This is a genomic window from Bacteroides zhangwenhongii (assembly GCF_009193325.2).
In the GTDB taxonomy this organism is placed as follows: Bacteria; Bacteroidota; Bacteroidia; order Bacteroidales; family Bacteroidaceae; genus Bacteroides; species Bacteroides zhangwenhongii.
In genome coordinates, this window is the sequence record NZ_CP059856.1 from 3,546,858 (window position 1) to 3,569,104 (window position 22,247).

Annotated in this window: 10 protein-coding genes and 1 pseudogene; 4 read left to right on the forward strand and 7 right to left on the reverse strand. The window is 37.3% G+C overall.

The features are described 5' to 3' along the window. Positions 1-5: 5 nt before the first annotated feature. The 7 genes from GD630_RS14235 to GD630_RS14265 form a co-directional block, all read right to left on the reverse strand. The gene (locus tag GD630_RS14235; RefSeq protein WP_143866272.1) at positions 6-3,134 is read right to left on the reverse strand and encodes a SusC/RagA family TonB-linked outer membrane protein; all 3,129 of its coding nucleotides are present in this window, start codon (positions 3,132-3,134) and stop codon (positions 6-8) included. A 13-nt stretch (positions 3,135-3,147) separates the two neighbouring features. Further along, a complete protein-coding gene (locus GD630_RS14240) occupies positions 3,148-3,648 on the reverse strand; it encodes a DUF1735 domain-containing protein (protein ID WP_143866274.1) in 501 nt (166 codons plus the stop codon). Positions 3,649-3,960: 312 nt separating this feature from the next. Further along, positions 3,961-6,909, reverse strand: coding sequence for a glycosyl hydrolase 115 family protein (locus GD630_RS14245; protein ID WP_143866276.1), 2,949 nt, complete (start codon positions 6,907-6,909; stop codon positions 3,961-3,963). 9 nt (positions 6,910-6,918) lie between these two features. After that, complete coding sequence (locus GD630_RS14250) at positions 6,919-9,831, reverse strand: glycosyl hydrolase 115 family protein (protein WP_143866278.1); 2,913 nt, start codon at positions 9,829-9,831, stop codon at positions 6,919-6,921. 155 nt (positions 9,832-9,986) lie between these two features. Further along, complete coding sequence (locus tag GD630_RS14255) at positions 9,987-11,339, reverse strand: glycoside hydrolase family 99-like domain-containing protein (protein ID WP_143866280.1); 1,353 nt, start codon at positions 11,337-11,339, stop codon at positions 9,987-9,989. Positions 11,340-11,365: 26 nt separating this feature from the next. Then, positions 11,366-12,790, reverse strand: a complete 1,425-nt coding sequence (locus GD630_RS14260) for an L-fucose/L-arabinose isomerase family protein (RefSeq protein ID WP_143866281.1) — start codon at positions 12,788-12,790, stop codon at positions 11,366-11,368. 78 nt (positions 12,791-12,868) lie between these two features. Continuing rightward, entirely contained in the window at positions 12,869-13,747 is an 879-nt protein-coding gene (locus GD630_RS14265) for an AraC family transcriptional regulator (RefSeq protein WP_143866283.1), read from the reverse strand. Between the two features lie 341 nt (positions 13,748-14,088). On the opposite strand from GD630_RS14265, the gene GD630_RS14270 reads away from it, so the two are divergent. The 4 genes and pseudogenes from GD630_RS14270 to GD630_RS21370 all read left to right on the forward strand — a co-directional run. Continuing rightward, positions 14,089-16,359: a GH92 family glycosyl hydrolase gene (locus tag GD630_RS14270; protein WP_143866285.1), complete on the forward strand. Its 2,271-nt coding sequence runs from the start codon at positions 14,089-14,091 to the stop codon at positions 16,357-16,359. Positions 16,360-16,371: 12 nt separating this feature from the next. Beyond that, the gene (locus GD630_RS14275) at positions 16,372-19,758 is read left to right on the forward strand and encodes an amylo-alpha-1,6-glucosidase (protein WP_143866287.1); all 3,387 of its coding nucleotides are present in this window, start codon (positions 16,372-16,374) and stop codon (positions 19,756-19,758) included. A 40-nt stretch (positions 19,759-19,798) separates the two neighbouring features. Further along, positions 19,799-21,637 (forward strand): glycoside hydrolase family 127 protein, encoded by a 1,839-nt coding sequence (locus tag GD630_RS14280; protein WP_394368260.1) that lies wholly within the window; start codon positions 19,799-19,801, stop codon positions 21,635-21,637. A 70-nt stretch (positions 21,638-21,707) separates the two neighbouring features. Further along, positions 21,708-22,246 (forward strand): annotated as a pseudogene (locus tag GD630_RS21370) (beta-L-arabinofuranosidase domain-containing protein); the annotation flags it as partial. Position 22,247 lies beyond the last annotated feature (1 nt).

Here is a 22,247-nt window from a genome sequence, read left to right on the forward strand (position 1 = left end):
TACTATTAAAATTGAAGACTCAAACCAAAGCTTGACACTTTCTGCACCGGATAGTTACATACACCCGGCTGGCTCTCCGGATCTAGAATACGCATTTTGTGCCAAGTAAAAAGATTATATCCAGTATAAAAAATACGTGCTTTTGATATTCTAATCTTGCGAGTCCAATTTTGTGGGAGCGTGTAGCCTATTTCTAAAGTTTTTAATCGGAGGAAATTTCCATTATCTTGCCAAAAATCCGAATCCAAGCGGTTGTGTGTTCCTCCCAACAAAGATAAACGAGGATACTTAGCCGTATGCCAAGTAGAAGGATCATTAGGATTATAGCGATTATTCCAATGGTACTTTTGTACACTGCCACCTCCCCATTCATTTCCATTACCAGCTTCATTCTTGAAAGCCATAATATTAAGGTCACCATAAGTGTAATCCCGATCTGCTACACCAGTAAACAGTGCTTTTACATCAAATCCTTTATAAGCAGCACCTACAAAGAATCCATAACTCCATTCCGCTAAATTTGCATCTCCAATTTTACGCTGATCCTGCTCATTAATAACGCCGTCACCATTTAAGTCTCTGTACTTAATATCACCTGCATAAGCGGCTCCGAAATCTGTTTTTGGACTATTCAGACGATCTTGTTCATCAATGTATAATCCATCTGACACATAGCCATACAAATCATTGATAGAATTACCTGTACGTTTCTGATAATCATATGGATATGGTTGCTCATCATTATATAAGATAGTATTATCTATAAAACTGAAATTACCGCCTACCGTCCAACACAAATCTCCCCACTTATCGGTATAAGCAATGCGAGCTTCATAACCTTTATTTTCCGTCTTACCTATATTCTCCAATGGACCTCCAAAACCATATCCCGAAAGAGTAGATACGGTATAACGAGTTGTTAATATCTGAGACGTTTTTTCCTTAAAATAATTGAATCCCAAGCAAATGCGATCCTTCCATAAACGAATATCTGCACCAAGGTTTAATTTTAATGATTCTTCCCATGTTACATTGGAGTTGAAAACACTATTTTCTCCCCATCCTCCTACATTGGTTCCATTCACTCCAAAATGATAACGGCTCGAACCTTTATTAGACATTGTAGGCAGATAATAAAAATAAGGAAGTCCATCATCAGTCCCTGTCAAGCCATACGAACCATAGAACTTGACAAAGCTCAACAAATCATTTCCTATGGTCTTTTTAACAAAAGGTTCCTCAGATAAAACCCATCCCAATGAGATAGCCGGGAAAAAGCCATAGCGCTTTTCCGGTGGTAATTGCTCAGTACCTTGATAACCAAAAGAAAATTCCGCCAGATAACGAGCATCAAATGCATAGGAAGCACGGCCAAACAATCCTTGATGAAAGTTCGCCATTTGTTGTGTATCTGTAGTTTGCTGAGTACGATTAAAAGTCAAGACTCCAGATATATCATGCTTTCCTCCAAATATACGCGCATAATTCATTCCTGCTTCTACATCAAAAATACGAACTTTACTATCACCAAATGAATTCTTATTCACCTGTTTTCCAGGTTCTCCCCATGTGGTAAACAGATCTTCACTTGTAATCGGATCCTTACCTGTATATTCATATACCATATATGCTTTACTACGGTTAATCGTATTATCAAAACGGGCATCGAAAGCCAACGAAGCATACACACCCAATCCTTTTGTGATAAAATCCAATTTTTGATTTGCTTTCATTGAAGCCTCCATAGTACTGTGAATATATTTGGAATATCCACTATGATTCAAGATCCCATAAGGATTCTTACGATAATCATTAGTTCCTGCTACTTTATCCGGTCCATAATTCAAGGGGAAAATATTAGCAGGTAAGGAATATACAGTTTTAAACAATCCTTCCGCACTCATAGATCCCCCTGGATTATTCCTTAACTGTTGACGTCCAAACAAATCTACGGATAATAGCAGGTCTTTAGTTAAAGAAACATCCACATTAGAACGGATAGAATACACCTTAAAATTAGCATTCGTATTATATGTATTCAGTCCTGCTGTTTTATATAACCCATCATTATTTTGATATGAAAAATTAACAAAATACTTTGCCTTAGAACTTCCTCCTTGAATGCTCAAATTATAACGTTGCGCTATTGTTTGTTTTTTTAAAATCTCATCAATCCAATTTACATTTGGATGAGTATACGGAGATGTACCGCTTGCATATAAATCTAAATCTTCTTTTTTATACACCGGTTCACTCCCTGGATTATCATTAAGATAGGCTTCATTATATAATTGGGCATAATGATACGAATCTAAATATTCCGGCATTTGTGTAGGTTTCGAAAGACTTAACTGTGCATTAAATCGTATTATAGGTCTTCCTTCTTTCCCTCGACGAGTAGTAGCCATAAATGCTCCGTTTGCCCCTCTTAAGCCCAATATCGAAAGAGAACCTGCATCCTTGTACACAGAAATAGATTCTATCTCATGAGGATCAATTAAAGAGAACGAACGTAAACGACCATCTACAAATGCAACAGGTGAACCACTCCTCCATGAACGTTGCCCACGTACATATAAATTAGCATTATCAGCGCCCGGCAAACCAGTAGTCTGAATACTTTGAACTCCCATCATTAGTCCAGCGATTGCAGCATTCTGAAACATAACTGGGATGTCCTCCAACTGCTCACCTTTAACTGTTTCTACAGCTGTAACCAATCTCGATTCTCTTTGTGAACCATACATTAAATGTACAAGATTGTCCTCATACCTTTCTACTTTTCTAAGAAGAGTAAGCTGCATATTGCGGCTTTTTCCTACCTGTACCGTTGTTCTTTCATATTCATCCAATGTAAATATCAAACAAGATTCTTCATTAGGCACAGCTATTGTAAAGCAACCTTCTTTATCTGTTAAAACAAAAGACAAAGTTTCTTTTACATCAACTAGGACATTTGGTAGTACTTCACCTTTAGGATTCACGACTTTCCCTCTTATTACAATTTGCTTGTTTTTCTGAGCAAATACATCCAATGTATAAAAAACACAACTACAAAAAACGACAAAACAAATCAATTTATAGAAAACAGTCTGCTTCGATAATAAGTGAAACTTACTATAATTTTTCATCATATTAAAAAATAAATTATTGTTTTTTTATTCCAAAGAAAAGATAACTGTGTTGCGGAGCCAATTCATAATGAGAGGTTGACTTGATACGCAACGGCAACACATATTGCTTTGTTGGATCTAGTTTAGTTGTATGGAAGATAATTCGCAAATCTCCTCGATTTGTATTTTTTTTGATCATTGCCACTGTATCTGCAGGAGTAATATCATAACTCCCTTCAGGGAGCACCTCATAATTAGCAAAAGAAGATTCTTTCACCTGAAGTTTTTTCAAAGAATCAACTGATAACCCAATAGATACGTTTACATTCTGAGGGACAGGAAGACTCCCTCCACAATATACTCCTACAACATAGGTAGTATCTTTAGCATAATCAAAATTTGCAATAAAAAAATCACATTTTGAAGCCCATGTAGATAATGGGAAATAAATATTTGCATATCGCATTTCTTCATCATCCCCACAACTAAGCAAAAAGAATGCACACAACATTAGTAACAACAATTTGTTTTTCATATACAAGTTTTACTATTTATGGTTAATAATATAATTATTTGCAAAAGCAAAAGTATACGATTTGTTTTTCTAAGGATAAAAGAAACATCCCAATAAATGGAAGAAATATCCCAAATGAGCTCTAATTCAAAAGAAAGCTGTATCTAATCATCACTCCAGACTATACAAGAACCAAATAGCTCCAACAAGCAGTTAACAAATTCTTTAAAATCGGGCATAAACACATTAACACCCGGATATCAAATTGATTGATATCCAGGTGTTATAGAAAATAATAATATAAATGAAAAGGAATATTATAATATTAAAACGTTATTTGGCCTTTGTCGGTTGTGGCCCCAAATAAGAACGTTTCATACCTCCAAAATCCAATACAATCTTTTGTAGAACCGTACCAGCATCCCCACACAAAACCTTTACAGTATGTTTCCCTGGTTTGCTAATATGTAATGTCGTTTTATTGATACGACAATTTTTCAAAGCACTTTCATACCATATCTGTGCATACTCAAAAGAAGATGTCGACGGGTTCATCACTGGACCATCGTCAACGCACACCCCATAACGAGTTTCAATGTTAGTCGCCTCATGACCAGCATAACCTTTATCTGCACTCAAGGTGAAAGTGGGCAACACATAAGTATATACATCTACCGACCCTTGACCGAAAGTATAAAAATCATATTCTACACGCGGCACAATACTGCTACCTGTTTTTTGTGCAGGAGCAATCGGGTTACCCAATTGTACAGATGCATTCTCAAATCCTAAATTAGGGATAGTCATAATCTTAATAGCTTCATTTTCGACCTTTCTATGATAATCAGCAGCATTAATAGAAACATATCCGTTATGCTCGACAAACAGAGTATCTATTTCAGTTAATAGAGGAGACACAGGGTTAAATACTGAAACGTATATATTCTCTTTTCCAGCATTGCCTGCGGACACTTCAATAACACCAGAAATTCGCTCTCCAACAGGAACCTTCTTCCAATCTATAGAAACCCAGACTCTGTGTTCTGTATCTGTACTTCCTTGATTCTTATCAACTTGTATCCAGTCTTCCGAAGTTTTTATGTTCCAATCTAACACCCCTTTACCTTTATTGAATACATCGAAGTAATACGATTGACGTAAATAGGTACTAAATACAGGCAACAGGTGAAAACTAGCTTTTCCCTTCAACACATCCTCTTCCTCTACCCATATTCCCAACGAAGGAACATCGAACAATTCCACTGTTCTCAATTGTGGTAGTTCAAAATAAGAAGCTGCAAATCCTTGACGGGTAGTCATAACGTGTTCCCATTTACCATTCAATAAAGAATTATACCCTTGAGTAATAGTTTGTAAACTATCATAATATACTTTCGCCTGTTCTTTCAATTTGTTCGCCGCCGCTCTCTGTTGCAAAACATACCACCTATTCTTTTGCCCCGTCAGTACCATCTTATTTATCAATTCGCAACCTTTCACGGGATAATAAAGTAACTGATAAAATCCCGGCTTATATTCTTCTGGCAATTCATTCAATATCTCCCCAACCTTTGCACCGATACGTTCATAAGCAGCCAATCTTAAATCTGCCTCCCGATAATTGGCAAATGAAAAATCAGTGTCGGTATTACGTTCTTTTCCATGTCTGTTAGTAGCCCACTGGTATCCCCATCCCATAAACTCCGGCTTACGAGAGAAAGCCTGATGATAAAAAGTATTCGTTATATCCACAAAATCATTATAGTACTTATCACCAAATATATTAGCTAGCCAGCGAGCTTGATAAAGAGATATATTATTATAATCAAACGAATCTATATCATACGCCATTGCCAAAAATAAATTCATAGAAGCCTCACATGACTTGATATCACCAACATTTAATAACCAGATACGGTCAGCTGTTGTATCATAAGCTTTGCGCAACTCTTCATACATCAATGAAGGAGAAGTCGTACTCATCCACAGATAATCGTGCGGTTTTCCCAAATAAGAAACATGATAATAAACCCCTGCACGACCTGAACGTTTTTGCTCGCGAGGACTACTCAACCGCTTCATATATCCATAATTATCATCAGGCCAAATGATAGTAACATCTTCAGGTAAATCAAGACCCGCACTATATACATCTAGAACTTCTTTATAAGGAGTAAAAGCTTGTGGTATTTCATTAGCTGGCTTCTTGATAACATCCACTAGAAGTTGCCGCTGGGCATTTAAAGCTTCTCCCAACATTTTAACACGTTCCTTCATATCGTTGCTACCACTCATTGCTTTGTCGTGAAGGCCACGTAAAGCAAGAGTATAGACATTCTCATAAGCCGAATTTTCCACAACACGCTGCTTTAACACTTTATTAAGCATATCCTTATTATTGATATAGTCCCATTCGCCCATAGTCTTTTTATCCCACTCACTAGCATTATTAAACAAGAGAGGTTCACAATGTACAGATCCCATTACAATCGCAAAACTATCAGCAACCAGTTTATTTTCTGGTATCTTATTAAATGCAGTAGAAGCCTCATGCATGGCCGGACATAAATAGTTTGCTTTCAGACGCAAAAGAAGTTCGCATACTTTCGCATATGTTTTAGGACCTATATTTCCACGTTCCTTTTCGAATGTCTTTTTTGCCCAACGTAGTAAGCCCCAGTCTTCATCATTGATAAAAATACCACGATACTTTACCGTAGGCTCTTTAGAAACAAACTTATCAACTTTAATATTTAACTCATTATACTTTGCGACAGGGGCATCCGCCCACCAGTACCAAGGAGAAACACCAATTAGTTCGGAGATAGAAAACAATCCATAAGCAGTGCCACGACGATCACTACCAACAACAATTAGTGCCTTATTAACACCTGGAAAAGGATTATGGACTATCTCTACCAAATAACTTTCCCAACGTTCTTTCAATAAACTAACATTCAGTTTCTTTTTAGTAACTAATTTATCTATCAGCTCATTATGCCCAAGTGTACCTACTATAATGCTATTTCGAACTAATTTGCTTTCGGTAGTTCCTACTTGAATACCCTGACCTGTTACTAATTGTACATCATCAGAAAAAAGCTTAGCTGCTTTCTTTACAACCTCAAAGTCCCGCCCATCAACATAAAGGCTCGCATTCCCTTTCCGGTTCACCAGTCCAAACTCGTTAGACTTATTATTACTTTTGGTTAAAGATACTTGTGTCCAAGCAACTGGCGAACATAGTATCATAACCAACAGACATAAAATTAATCTTACCATATTTCTATTTTAATTTACTTTAGTTGATTCTGGTCCCATATACGACTTTTTCAAACCACCGAAGTCAACTACAACCTTCTGTAACATCATACCAGGATGTGCACAATAAATTTTTACGGAATGTTTACCTGGTTTGTCTATAAAATGAGTCGTTTTATTGATTCTACAATTTCTCAGTACACTCTGAATCCATGGAGTACTATAATAAGAAGCACCAGCTTCCGGTAAATACACCGGACTATTATCCACCATCACCCCATAACGTGAACCATGTTCATTATCCAATGGGAAAATAGGCATCATATATGTATATACATCAACTGGACCAGTTTGAAAAGAATAAAAATCATATTCTAATACCGGATAATTATTACCACGTACAGGAGCCACATAATTAGATGTTAAAACTAAACCATCCAAATAAGGAGTTTTAACAAAAGGATCTCCCAAACGAACGACCTTATTATCAAATCCAAGCCCTTCTACTATATCAAATTTAATCTCCCCTATTTCCTTCTTTCGATGAAAACCAGCTGCATCAATAGAAACATATCCATTATTTTCTACATACAAGCCTTTCAGTTCTTCCACAGAAGGTGTAGCCGGATTAAATACAGACACAAATATAGTCTTCTTTTCATCTTCATCCGTATAGATATCTATCGAACCATTTCCATCTTCTCCGACCGGTGCTTTCTCCCAATCGATAGAAACATTAATTCTGTCCTCATAACGAGTTTTTCCTTTCTTCTTATCTATTAAAATCCAGGGTACAGAGGTACTCGCTTTCCATTTCAAAATTCCTGTTCCCTTGTTAAACACATCAATATAATGAGAAGTTGGTAGATATTTATTAAAACAAGGAATTGTATGAATATTTACTACCCCTTTCTGATTATCCTCACTTTCACAAGAAACACCTAACACAGGTATAGATGCCAACCTGACTGAATCAACTCTAGCACGTTCAAAAGAACGCGCTCCACCATGAATCAAAGACATCATACCCTTCCATTTACCATCTAATAGTGAATTATACTGTTCCGTTATCAGTTCCAAGCTATCACCATATACCTTAACCTTATCTTTCATAAGATTAGCAGTTGATCGTTGCTGAGCAACATAAGAACGATTCTTCTGTCCGCCTAATGTCATTTGGTTTACCAATGTCGCTCCTTTTACATTATAATATACCAATTGGAAAAATGCCGGAATAAACTCTTCTTCCAAATCTTTCATTATATTTTCCGCTTTCATGGCAATACGTTCATAATCCGCCAATCGCCTATCAACCTCATTGTAATTTTGGATCGAGAATTCTGTATCAGTTCTACGCTCCATGTATTCAGGTTTACGAGCAAAAGCCAGTTTAAAATATGTCTGTTGAATATCTGTAAAATCAGCCCTATACTTCTCACCAAATATCCGGCAGAGGAAATCTACACAATGAACATTAATATTATCATAATTAAAACGCTCAATATCATAAGCCATATCCATAAATAAAGTAATGTGATATTCCGCAGGCTTGATATCACCAACATTCACAACCCAAAGTCTATCTGCAGTCGAGCGATATGCCTTTTCCAACTCTTCATACATCAGTGCCGGAGGTGTAGAAGCTATCCATAAATAATGTTTGGGAGGTCCCCAATAAGAAACATGATAATAGACTCCCGAACGACCAGAACGCTGCCGTTCTTTCGAGTTACTAAGACGCTTCATATATCCAAAATCATCTTCTGACCATACTATGGTAACATCCTCAGGCAAATTCATGCCATGATCGTAAGTTTCCAATACTTCTTTATAGGGAGTAAATGCTTGTGGTATCTGATTGGCTGGTTTATGTAGCTCACTTGACAGAATCTCCCGCTGATCATCAAAAGCCCTTTCTAAGACTCGTGCCTGCTCCTCTAAGGTCAAGTTACCAGCCATTACCGCATCATGAATTCCGCGCATAGCCAATGTGTATACATTCTCATACTTGCCGTTTTCATGTACCCGTTTACGCAAAACGTCATTAATACCGTCACGATTAGTCACATAGTTCCATTCTCCCATTGTCTTACGATCCCATTCTGAAGCATTATTGAATAACAACGGTTCACAATGTACGGACCCCATTACAATAGCAAAGCTATCTGCTACTAATTTATTATCAGGATAATGATTAAATGCTTTCGTACAAGAATGCATTGCCGGGCATAAATAGTTGGCCTTCAAACGAAGCAACAATTCACAAATCTTTGCATAGGTTTTAGGACCTATATCTCCAACCTTAGGCTCAAAAGTCTTTGAAGCCCATGGCTTCAAACCCCAGTCTTCATCATTAATAAAAATTCCGCGATATTTAACAGAAGGAGCCTTAGAAGAAAAAGCATTAACATTCAAACATAAAGACTTTCTTTTAACCACTGGGGCATCTGCCCACCAATACCAAGGAGATACACCTATGACTTCTGAAATAGAAAACATCCCATAAGCTGTACCCCGCCTGTCAGAGCCTGCTACAATTAACGCTTTTTTAATTCCCGGGAAAGGATTGTCTACCAAATCAATTGCATATTGCTCCCATCCACCAAGTACCTTGCTAACGTCTATTCTTTTAGTGGCAACCAACTGATCAATAGCCTTATTCTTTCCCAATGTTCCAACTAAAACAATATATCCTTGCCTTGAAGGTAAATTAGATACTAGTTGCAACTTTTTATCAGTAACCCGGCTTATGTCTTCTACTAATAACTTTGCAGTTCGTTTCACAACCTCTTCATCTGCATCATCATAACAGAGTACCGCTTTTGATGCAGATGTAACAATTGGGAACTGGTTTTTGTCTTTCAGACTATTCGATAAAGATACTTGCGAATAGCTCGTAGTAACAAAACAGAATAGCAATAAAAATAAAGTTGCTTTCTTCATTATTTCAAATCTATCTGAGTTTATATATAATTTTTCATATGGCAATTATTAATCTGCCATGTTACAAATGTAGGCAATTTGAGTATTACAGAATAAAATAAATATCCCAATAAATAAAATAAATGTCTCATACCTACAAAATCCGCCAACATGAACTATTTGCCATGTAGCAAATGATTATCCCCTTTCCCTAATGCTTCTGCCAAAGCATCCAGCATTCCATATCCAAAACGATTATCAGGAAGCAGATAATGGCCTTCCGTCCATTCATTGAAACAAGCGATTGTAAGAATGGGAGGTACATCTTTATGCTTATTCAAATAGGCAAAAGCCGCCTGTACCAATGCTTTGAAAGATGCAGGATTTTCACCTTCTAAAATTACACAGCCGGGCCAAGTATCCCGGTTAGGCTTGTCAGGTCTCACCAATGGAGGTATATATCGCGGAGTAGAATCCCACCCTGGAGAAAGAGAGGGCAGATAAGGGATATCAAAATCATGATGATGTTTCGGCCACAATTTAAAAGCAACATCAGCAGCCGCTATGCCATAATCAGGAAGCTCTACATTCTTGGGCTGATAATTATCAGCAACCCAAGTAAAAGGATTATAGGAACCAGCTGTATTATAACCAACTTCCTTAGAATTAGGAGAATAAAAGCCTGATGAATGAAAATGCAATCCTTTATGTCCCATTTTTTTCGCAAACCCTACCAACTCTGCAAACAGCTGTTTAGTTTGTGACATTCCGATCATCTTCTCCAAGCGATTAGGATCCCAAATACAAATCACTGGTTTATCGTCTATTCTCCAATAGTTTTCTAAATGACAATATCTAGAAATTATATATGATAAGCTCTGCCAACACTCTTTCAGTGAACTATCCGCAGGTCTAAAACTAGGAGGATAAACATTATGTCCATTCGTCATTGCAGTAGGATACAGTACATACCAAGGATGATTAGTCCACATACACGCAAACTTTACATCATTCTTGTTTGAAGCCCTCAGAAAGCCATTCTCCAAAGCCTCATGCAAACAGGGTTCGCTATTATACCAATACCAGTCCCAAATAAGAACATCAATTCCACTCTGTTTACACAACTCATTGTATTTCTCCCATGTTTCCGGCTTGCTCTCATCCAATTCTCCCAACAGAGGCCCTCTAGGTTGTGCATGCCCCGAAAACCAGGGACGAGCACTTCTTACAAGATTATATTCAGTCCAATTTGGACCATAAATTTTATTATGCAGAGCAGAAACATGATAATTGGGAAATGTATAGCAAGCCACCGTTAAATTACGAGGTTTACTTAACAAAGATATATCATCAACTAGCATATTCAAATCTTCCGGTAAACGATTTGCCTTTACTTTCCGTTCGAGCGCCTCCGACAGTTTTTCACCTGGAATATCTCCTGCAGCCAACATTTCCGTACCTACTACTGAGGCAGTCATTGCAGCCATTCCTTTAACCCCTACTGATTTTAAGAATGTTCTTCTATCCATCGTTCAAGTACATTTAATTCTAAAATTCACTCAATTATAATAATCGGTATTTCCAAAAGGAATGCAAGCTTCTTCAGCTCCCCTATTTTATGCCCTACACCAATCGCGCAATGATGAGACGGTCCAGCCTTGCACCATTCATTCATAAAGCGGCGAGCTCCACAACGAAAACGATAACGGCTATTCGTGTTACCAATATGTAAAGTTTCTCCCTTTACAGCTTCTCCTTCAGCTGCCAAAAGAAAAACCCCATTCTTATCTTCACAAACAGATAATAAAGTAACATCCCCTGGCCTTACACTCATTTGGATAGATAATCCCTTACCTGGCTTTCCATGATATAGTGGAAGCGGAACAAGTTTCACCTTTTCTTCAGCAATGGAAAAATGCGCAGGCCCATCATGCCCCAACATTATTATATCATCATCAAAATCCATGGCATAAAATTCCGAAAAAGATCCTCCAGCATTCAACAATGACATTATTTTCATCGCCTGTGCATTTTTTATTTCGCACTCTCCGGCAACAGGTATTCCGTATCCTGTCAGCAATGTATTTCCAGCAATAACTGAAGTCACGATATTCTCATAATCATTACCCTTAAATCCTTCATAATAATAAGCCATAGCACTTAGCTGATGAGCTTCTACCAATTTATCTAAAGCTATAGAAGTACGTGCAGCCCTTTCCAACTCTTCTGGTTCACACGTTATATCTACATTAAATCTATCATAAAATTCCTCTAATTTATATCTCAATTCGCTTTCTGTCACACTATCCCTATATGCTTTCAGCTCACACATTTCCAATAGTTCCACATGTGTTCCAAACACAGCACTTTGCCGTGTTACATCTGTATAAACATCCAGCATTCCACAATAATAATGCCCCAAGACTCCTAAACGATTATTACGCATCCCATAAACAACGCAAGCAGCATTCACCCAAGATGCAATATCTTTCCATACAAATTCATCCGACAAATATCCTGTAACAATATCATATCGAATATCTGCCCGATTAAACACACTCGCAAACTCTGGCACAGAACAAGCCTGACAATGAGCTAACCATTCTCCGGTCATTTTACCACGATCATCCATTGAATTAACCTTCCGATAATTAATAGACGGAGTTGGCTGTACATTCAACATTATAACAGGTTTTCCAACTTCCCTGGCAACAGGCAAAACCGTAGATGAAAGAGCATAGGTAGAGATAAATAAAAATATAAGTTCAACATTTGCCTGCCTAAGCAATAATGCACTTTCCATTGCCTTTGAAGGCGAATCAACCATTCCTACATTCACCACTTCTATATCCATTCGCTCAATCCCTTCACATATCTCCTGCTGATATGCTAATAAACGGGGAAGAAGCCCCTCAAACTGCCCCCAATAGGTATCCAACCCGACCCCTAGAAGCCCAACTTTCATTTTCTTTTGTATCATAATTTCACTTTTTAGTTATGATACAAACTTAGGCACTATCCCATAGAAGAACTTTCAATTATTGACAAAACAGTATAACTATTTGCTACTATACTCTTCCCGATATTCAACAGGAGATTTCCCCATTTGTTTCTTAAAACGAGCAGAAAAATAAGCCGGAGAATCAAAACTTAATTGATAAGCTATTTCTTTCACAGGAATAGTAGTAGCAGTCAACAACTCAACAGCTTTTTGTATCTTAAGACTCAGAAAATATTGTACTGGAGCACAGAGCATTCGCTCCTTAAACAGTTTACGAAAAAGAGAATACCCCATACCTGATTTTACAGCTATTTCCTGCATAGAGACCGACTGTTCTACCAATTCTCGCATAAGTACACAGGCATAATCTATCTTAGAAGAAAAATCATCATTCCCTACATACCGATTTTTATCTATACTGCACATTAATGCTACCAAATAAACAACCAACCCACTAAGTACCTGCTGATACAAACTTTGTTCTTCATTAGCCACATAAATAGCCTTTCTGAACAAAGACACAATCTCATCATTAATCCCCACTTTAAAGACCGGAGTTTCCTTCGAGCAATATCCTTTTCTTATCCACCCCTCAACTTCTGAACCTCCAAATCCGATCCAATAATGACTCCACCCTGTCTCATAATTGGGATAATATGTATGCCACTCTCCCGGAAACAAAACAAATATCATCCCTCGCTTAATAGTAAACACACCACCATTTTCTGTTTCAAGCACACCTTCTCCGTTGGTAACATATACTAACTGATATTCTCTTAAAACACGTCCCTTATCCGCATCAAAATAATAACCGATAGAATGATTTAATGTCGGATAAGAGGATCCAGGAGAAATTTCCTCAAAACCGACGGAAAAAATATTTCTATCTGACCCCGTACTATTATTTACAAAATATTTAATAAAGGTTCGTTCCATAATATCAGGTATTTGTTCTATAAAACTTCAGGAGCAAGTCTGATGATTTTTGAGAATATCCCCAAAACAACTCAAACAACTTCTTTCCACTTCTATTTGACTGCCCAAATGTAAGTAAAACCAAAACAAAAAGATAGAAAATATGTCTCAATGAATAAGAAAATCGTCCTTTTCCCTCATTCTAATATATATAAAAACAGCTATCATACTTTCTCAAATATCTAGAATGAGTGTACATCCTTTATTTATAGCAAATATTTATATCGTTTTGGCAAAAATCACAATACATATCATTTTATACATCCTACTTTTGTTGTTCAATACATAGCGAAAAACATAATATGAAAACATTTTCAAGTTATATACTCTTAGGGCTGTTAATGATATATTCTTGTAGTACTAAACAAGAACTAAAGAATGATTTAACTGTATGGGTTAACCCTTTTATAGGTTCAGAATCCCAGGATTCACTATCTCTGCCTTCTAATACTTTTCCTGGAGCAACAATCCCATTCGGTATGATTCAGTTGAGCCCAGATACACAGAAAGATATTTTTAACACATGTTCCGGATATCAATGGAAAGATTCTATTATCTATGGATTCAGTCATACACATTTAAGTGGTACTGGTATTTCCGATTTATATGACATATTAATTCTGCCTTTCACTGGTACAAAAGATTCCATTATTACAAAGCTTACAGCAAGTAACATGAACCATTTACACTCTACATTCTCTCATGAGCAAGAAAGTGCATCTCCTGGTTATTATCAAGTACTATTAAATAAACAAATAAATGTCGAGCTAACTGCCACAAGAAATGTAGGCTTCCATCGATATACTTATCAACCCAACGCTATTCCACGAGTCCTTGTAGACTTAGATCATTCCCTCTCTAAAAGGAGAAAATGGCTACCATTCAAAATGATTGATGCCCAGCTTAAAGTTGTAGGTCCTCATACACTTGAAGGATATCGCATAGTGACAGGATGGGCCCGTTTACGGAAGATCTATTTTACAATCAAGTTTTCTCGCCCAATAGCAGACTATTGGATGTTCCGCGATAAACGTTACTACCCTTCAACCGATCTGATTTGTGGAGTAGATAATAAATCTCCCCTAGCTGTTCTATCATTTGAAGAGAGCAAAGAACCATTAGAAATTCAAGTAGGCATATCTGCAGTCAGCACTCAAAACGCCCGTGAAAACATGAAATCTCAGGCTGAAAACAAAACTTTCAATGAAATTCAAAATAAAGCCGACGCAGACTGGGAACGAGAACTTTCCAAAATAACAATAGAAGGAAGTAACAAATATAAAAGAATGTTCTATTCTGCCATCTATCGAAATTATTTGCATCCTAATGATATGGCGGATACCAACGGGGATATACTCCTCCCCAATTATACCGAAGACAATCTCGGTAAAGGCAACTCATATTATTCAAACCTCTCCTTATGGGATACATACAGAGCTACTCATCCTTTACTATTACTTACCCAACAAGAACGAATGCCAGCTATCATCAATTCTTTAATCAGACAAGGAGAAGTATACGGCTATCTGCCAATTTGGGGGCTATGGGGAGTAGATAACTATTGTATGATAGGAAATCATGCCGTTTCCGTCATTGTCGAAGCATATATAAAAGGATTACATGGCATTGACTGGAACAGAGCCTATGAAATTATCAAAAAAACACTTACCCGTGATCATGCCAATAGTTCTTTCTTCTCTCAAGTCGAACAATATGGATTCTATCCACATGACCTGGGTTATGAAGTAGCCTCTATACATCTGGAAAATTCATATAACGATTGGTGTGCTTCAATTATGGCTAAAAAAATGGGAAAGGAAAAAGATGCAGACTTTTTCCTAAAACGAAGTATGACTTACCGGAATATCTACGACAAACAAACTGGTTTCTTCCGTCCTCGCATGAGTAATGGTTCCTGGGCTGAACCATTCGATCCATTCCGCTATGATGGTGACGGATACAAACGATATTATTGTGAAGCAAATGCATGGCAATATTTATTTTCTGTACAACATGACATAAAAGGTTTAATGCAACTAATGAACGGTAAAGAGGGAATGGAAAAACGTTTAGATAAATTATTTACTACAATCTCCCCGACAAATGAAATCAATGAAAATGCATCAGGATTCATCGGGCAATATGCACATGGCAATGAGCCATCTCATCATAATGCCTATCTTTATAATTATGTAGATAAACCATGGAAAACGCAACGATTGATACGGCAAATCATTAATGAGCAATACAACGATTCATATAACGGAATCAGCGGAAATGACGATATGGGACAAACTAGCGCATGGCTAGCTTTTTCTATGATGGGCTTTTATCCAGTAAATCCAGCATCAGGAGAATATGCATTAGGTTCTCCTGTATTAGATAAAGTAATTATCCATCTTAACAATGGCAAACAATTTGAAATTCTAATACACAACCAATCAGAAACGAACATCTATGTAGAATCTGTCTCGTACAATGGTAAAAAACTACCAAGACCATTTATCACTCACAAAATGATTATGAATGGAGGACTATTGGAATTTTATATGTCAGAAAATCATCCACATTAAAATATATGTATTATGAAAATATTCGATAAACATATCATAAATATACTTTGCTTACTTCTACTTTTTACAGCATGTCACGATCACACATTAAAAGTAGCCCTATTGACCGATGGTGGTACAGAACAACAAACATCGGAATTGACTGCTTTAGGTCATTTATTGGATTCAGAAAAAGATATTACTTATGAATATCTTCCAATAGACACTCTTACCGATTTATCTCACTATGATGTTGTATGGTATCATCGGATAGACAGTATGCCTATTTCAGAGCAAGAAAAACAAACGGGACCCATTTTGACAAAATACACCACTAATGGAGGTAAATTGATATTATCAATGGAAGCCGTCCGTTTACTAAATACATGGCAAATCGAACCAGAACCTATAAAAAATAAGATCTTTGATGCCACAGATAAAGGTTTTGGACGCAAAGTAGGTTTTCATGCTTATCGTGAACACCCACTATTCGACCAACTATTCGGCGGTGCATACACTTGGCATGGGACAATCGATAATCAATGTCGTGTACTTGGTTTTTTCGGAGAAAATAAGCCAATGGCCTCAACAGCGAAAGTAATAGGAACACTATGGGAGTACATCTATTATCATCCAGAAGATAAAATTCTATGGGAAACGCAATTAGGCAAAGGTTCTATTTTAGCTATTGGCGGCTTTCTGTATTATAATAAAGAAAATTTTCATACAGAAATATTAAATCAATTCACCCATAACTGCATTCGTTATCTAAGTGGCCAACCGATGAGAAGCAAAACTTTTTATTGGGAAAAAAAGCCATTAGATATCAAAGAAGAAAAAACAACAACTCCCCAAATTGCAATATCTCAACCAATTCAATGGCATATTCCGAAAACTCAAGAGAAAATATGCTGGAAAGCAACTAATACCACAATAGATTTACCTTCCCAAAAAGCAGTATTGATTGCTAAAGAGAAAAGCGGAATTGAAGAAATATGGGTTCATCCGTTTCTATCTCTCCGTGACTATCGGATTTGGCTGGATATAAGCGGACGTGACACCTTAGTCTCCCTTGATTCCTATAATGCAACCGTTGAATTACGCCCCAATGCTATCATACGTACATATCAAGACCACGATTTTTATTTAAAGGAAGTTCTGACCTCACAAATAGACAATGCCGTGACAATAGCTCACTATGAGTGGAAAGGTAACAACATCCATCGGATCATAACTGATTATAAAAGTAACTTACGTTTTATGTGGCCATATGACGAATATGCGTTAGGAACCATATTCTATCATTGGTCCTCAGAAGCCAATGCTTTTATTATCCACGACAGTAATAAAGAATTTGTTTCATTAATAGGGGCAAATCTACCGGGAACTCCTTTATTAAGCGGACGTTTTGATGACTTTATCTATCCAAATAAAAAGCCACAAGGAATTGTGACAGACAAGCATCAAGTTGGATGCTCAGTAAGTTATAATGTAGAACAAAGTCAAACAATGGATATTTTCATGATAGCCAGTAATGAAGGACTATCCAAGGTTTTCAATAGTTACGCACAAGTGATCGAAAATCCACAATCGGTTTTTAACACAAGTATCAATCATTATAAAGAATATTTAGATAATAACCTGTCGATCACAACGCCAGACTCTTTATTTAATGAAGGTTTTCGTTGGGCAACAATCAGTTCAGCACAATTTATCGTCGATACTCCCGGTATAGGAACTTCCTTAATGGCAGGCTACTCATCTTCTCGCCGCGGTTGGAGAGGAGCACACAAGATAAGTGGACGCCCCGGATATGCCTGGTACTTTGGTCGTGATGCAATTTGGTCAGCATTTGCATTAACTGACATAGGTGATTTTACCACTGTCCGCAAAGTCTTGGAAACATTGATACGTTATCAACAAATAGATGGAAAAATATATCATGAACTAACAACCAGTGGTTCTGTTCATTTCGACGCGTCAGATGCAACTCCCCTATTTATAAATCTGATCGCTCGCTATCTACGAGCAAGCGGAGACTTTGAGTTCGTAAAAAAGCATATGCCTGCTATTACAAAAGCAATCAATTATTGCTATTCTACCGATACGGATGGAGACCATTTAATAGAAATCAGCAATGTTGGACATGGATGGTTAGAAGGCGGAGACCTATATGGTTCACACACCGAATTCTATCTCGCTGGACTATGGAATGCCGCTCTGAACGATGCAGTTTATATAGCTTCTTTAGTTGGAGATACTGTCAACAAAGCCAAATATAAGTCTGATGCTAATATAGTAAATGAGATAATAAACAAAAACTTCTGGAACGAAAAAGGTTACTATAATTATGGCAAACACAAAGATGGCAGTTATACAGATGAATGTATTGTGCTAGTTACCGTTCCTGTTTATATGGGCGTAACCGATAAAAAACGCTCGGAACACATGATGGAAAAATTCGCTTCCAGCCACTTCTCCACTGACTGGGGGGTCCGTATGATTAATGACAGCCACCCTATTTTTAACCCTACAGCTTATCATTTTGGTAGCGTATGGCCTTTATTCACAGGGTGGACTGCATTAGCTGAATATGAAGTCGGACGTTATATTCAAGGCTTCTCACATATAATGGCCAATCTACAAAATTACCGTGAAATATCCCATGGCAGAATTCCCGAGGTTATTAACGGCGTTGTGTATAAGCCCTCCGGTGTAACCCTTCACCAATGTTGGTCAGAAACAATGGTATTACAGCCCATCGTAGAGGGAATGTTAGGATTTGCTCCTGATGCCCCACGTAAACGATTAAAGCTAGCTCCACGTCTCCCTTTTCATTGGAATACCCTGCAAGTAGAAAAACTCCGGATAGCAGACACTTCAATTTCCTTCAACATGAAAAAGGAACCAGGTAAAATCCTGTATGTTTTCTCATCTACTCAACCAATCCAAGCTACCTTTAGCCCATCATTTGCACCAGGAAGCCGAGTTGAACGAGTATCTGTAAATGGGAAAGAAGTTGTTTTCGATTTACTGGATAATGGAGAATATATGAATATTAGCACAGAAATCTTTTTAGATAAAACAACTCAAGTGGAAGTTTTACTTCATGAAGGAATGTCTGCTCTGCCTGCCTACCAACTTCCACAATATGGTGAAATATCAAAAGGTATCAGAATATTAAGTCAAAAACTAACCAATAAAGCTCTAGAAATTATCGTAGAAGGAATTCCCGGAACGACCTCTTCTATTGAGCTTTATTTACCAATAGGATACAAATACATTGAAGGAGTAGATGAGGAAATTAAGACCACGACAGAAGGAGTGCATACTTTCAGGATAACCTTTGCTAAGACAAAAGATAAATATACTACCAAAGTAATAAAAATATATCCACCATCATCTGCCACAAACCTATAATTCTTATTTACTAAATAATAAAAGGAACATCATGAAAAAAATAAAGCAATTAGTTTTCTTACCAATATTTGCATTAGGAATATTCTCATGCAATACATCACAAACAGAAATTCCTTTTCAAAAGAATGAACCAGTAGATTTTTCAAAAGTAAAAATAAAAGACAGTTTTTGGCTTCCGAGAATCAATAAACATGCAGAAACGACATTACCTGCATGTATTCGCCAATGCGAAATAGAAACACAACGAATTAAAAACTTTGCTATTGCAGGAGGACTAGAAACAGGAGAATTTAAAGGGCTGGTATACGATGATTCGGACCTCTATAAAATGATAGAAGGATGTGCCTATTCTCTAATGAATCACCCAAACAATGGACTAGAAGAGAAGTTAGATGAGATTATCGCCAAAATAGCTTCTGCGCAGCAGAAAGACGGTTATCTAATGACTTATTTTATTCTAAATGATCTAAACCAACGCTGGACAAATATGGATAAACATGAAATGTACTGTTGTGGACACTTAATAGAAGCTGCCATAGCCTATTATAACGCTACGGGCAAAAAAACTTTATTGGACATTGCAATCAAATATGCTGACCATATAGATAAAACCTTCGGAGAACAGAAAAAGAAATGGGTACCTGGCCATCAAGAAATTGAACTAGCATTGGTAAAACTTTACCGTGCGACTAAAGATCAACGGTATCTGCATCTTTCCCACTGGCTACTTGAACAACGCGGACAGAATCTAGGAGACTGGGAAAACAAGGATTATTATCAAGACTTAAAGCCAGTAGCTCAACTATCCAAGATTAATGGCCATGCAGTACGAGCTATGTATATGTTTACAGGAATGGCTGACTTGGCTTCTATTACCGAAGATACAACTTACATACAAGCATTAGATCGTCTTTGGGATGACGTTGTTAACACTAAAATGTACATAACAGGAGGTATTGGTTCCTCTCGCAAGAATGAAGGTTTTACGGAAGATTACGATCTGCCCAATGCCGAAGCTTATTGCGAGACTTGCGCATCCGTCGGCATGGTATTCTGGAATCAACGAATGAATATGTTGAAAGGAGACAGTAAATATATTGATATACTAGAAAAATCTATGTACAATGGAGCTTTAGCAGGCATCTCTCTGTCCGCAGATCACTTCTTTTATGTTAATCCGCTCGAATCCGACGGATCGCATCACCGCAAAGCCTGGTACGGTACAGCCTGCTGCCCAAGCCAAATCTCACGTTTCCTGCCTTCTGTCGGTAATTATATTTATGCAACTTCATCCAATGCCCTGTGGATAAACTTATATATTGGTAGCACAACAACCGTTAATATTAACAATATACCCGTAGACATAAGCCAAACGACCGACTACCCATGGAAAGGCAAAGTTACATTACGCGTAAATCCCTCACAAAACCAAACTTTCACTATCAAACTACGATTACCCGGATGGTGTGATAAGTACACATTAGCTGTCAACGGGAAAGAATATAGAGCAAAGCAAGAAAGGGGGTATTTGTTAATAGAACGAAGCTGGAATGCCAACGATAGTATCACATTTGATATGCCAATGCCTATAAAAGTAATGTCAGCAAACCCACGTGTAAAAGCCAACATCGGCAAACGTTGTCTACAACGAGGTCCATTAGTGTATTGTATGGAGGAAGTCGACAACCCGTTATATAATAAAGCTACCATATCCCCATCGATGGACTATAAAGCAACTTTCACCCCCCAATTATTAAACGGTATCATAAGTATAACAGCTACTGCTGCAGACAGTACAAGCTATCAATTCATCCCCTATTATGCATGGGATAACCGTTTTCCCGGCAAGATGAAAGTTTGGATCGATTATGTAGAATAAGCAATATTATAAATTATCTCACTCAACGTCACCATGAATATATCAACCAATATAAGATTCACTATTTTAACGTGGTCCTTACTGGATCGATGGAATATTGCCATTGACCTACATTATGGATAATAGCCTTCTAAAGCAGAAAGTCCAATCATGGGTGAAATGGGCCTTACAAAGCCAACACTCCGATATTTTTTTCAGCCCTTCTAGCAGTTATCCCCCGAAAAAGGACTACAACGGTGGCCTAGAATGGTTGTTTTTAAAGTTCCTAAAAAATATTATTCGGCAACTAAAGACAAACGAGTTATAAATTTTATGACACGCTATTTTCGCTATCAACTGCAGACTCTTCCCAGTCAGCCGCTAGGAAACTAGGCCTTCTAGACAAAATATCGTGCTTGTAAAAATTTACAAATTGTCTACTGGCTTTATAATCTGACTGGAGATTCTTTTCTATTAGATTTAGGTGCCGTCCGGCAATTCCACGGGCAATCACAAGGTATGTATGGTGGTGATGAAGCAATACACGGTAACAATCCCACATAAGGAACCACACTATGTGCTATAGCCGCATCAATGTTTTCCCTCGAAGAAATGAGCCAAATAACAGGCA

Bases quoted from the DNA above. Each gene is read 5' to 3' on its own strand.
- GD630_RS14235 (WP_143866272.1), bottom strand. From the start codon at position 3,134: ATGATGAAAAATTATAGTAAGTTTCACTTATTATCGAAGCAGACTGTT.
- GD630_RS14240 (WP_143866274.1), bottom strand. From the start codon at position 3,648: ATGAAAAACAAATTGTTGTTACTAATGTTGTGTGCATTCTTTTTGCTT.
- GD630_RS14245 (WP_143866276.1), bottom strand. From the start codon at position 6,909: ATGGTAAGATTAATTTTATGTCTGTTGGTTATGATACTATGTTCGCCA.
- GD630_RS14250 (WP_143866278.1), bottom strand. From the start codon at position 9,831: ATGAAGAAAGCAACTTTATTTTTATTGCTATTCTGTTTTGTTACTACG.
- GD630_RS14255 (WP_143866280.1), bottom strand. From the start codon at position 11,339: ATGGATAGAAGAACATTCTTAAAATCAGTAGGGGTTAAAGGAATGGCT.
- GD630_RS14260 (WP_143866281.1), bottom strand. From the start codon at position 12,790: ATGATACAAAAGAAAATGAAAGTTGGGCTTCTAGGGGTCGGGTTGGAT.
- GD630_RS14265 (WP_143866283.1), bottom strand. From the start codon at position 13,747: ATGGAACGAACCTTTATTAAATATTTTGTAAATAATAGTACGGGGTCA.
- GD630_RS14270 (WP_143866285.1), top strand. From the start codon at position 14,089: ATGAAAACATTTTCAAGTTATATACTCTTAGGGCTGTTAATGATATAT.
- GD630_RS14275 (WP_143866287.1), top strand. From the start codon at position 16,372: ATGAAAATATTCGATAAACATATCATAAATATACTTTGCTTACTTCTA.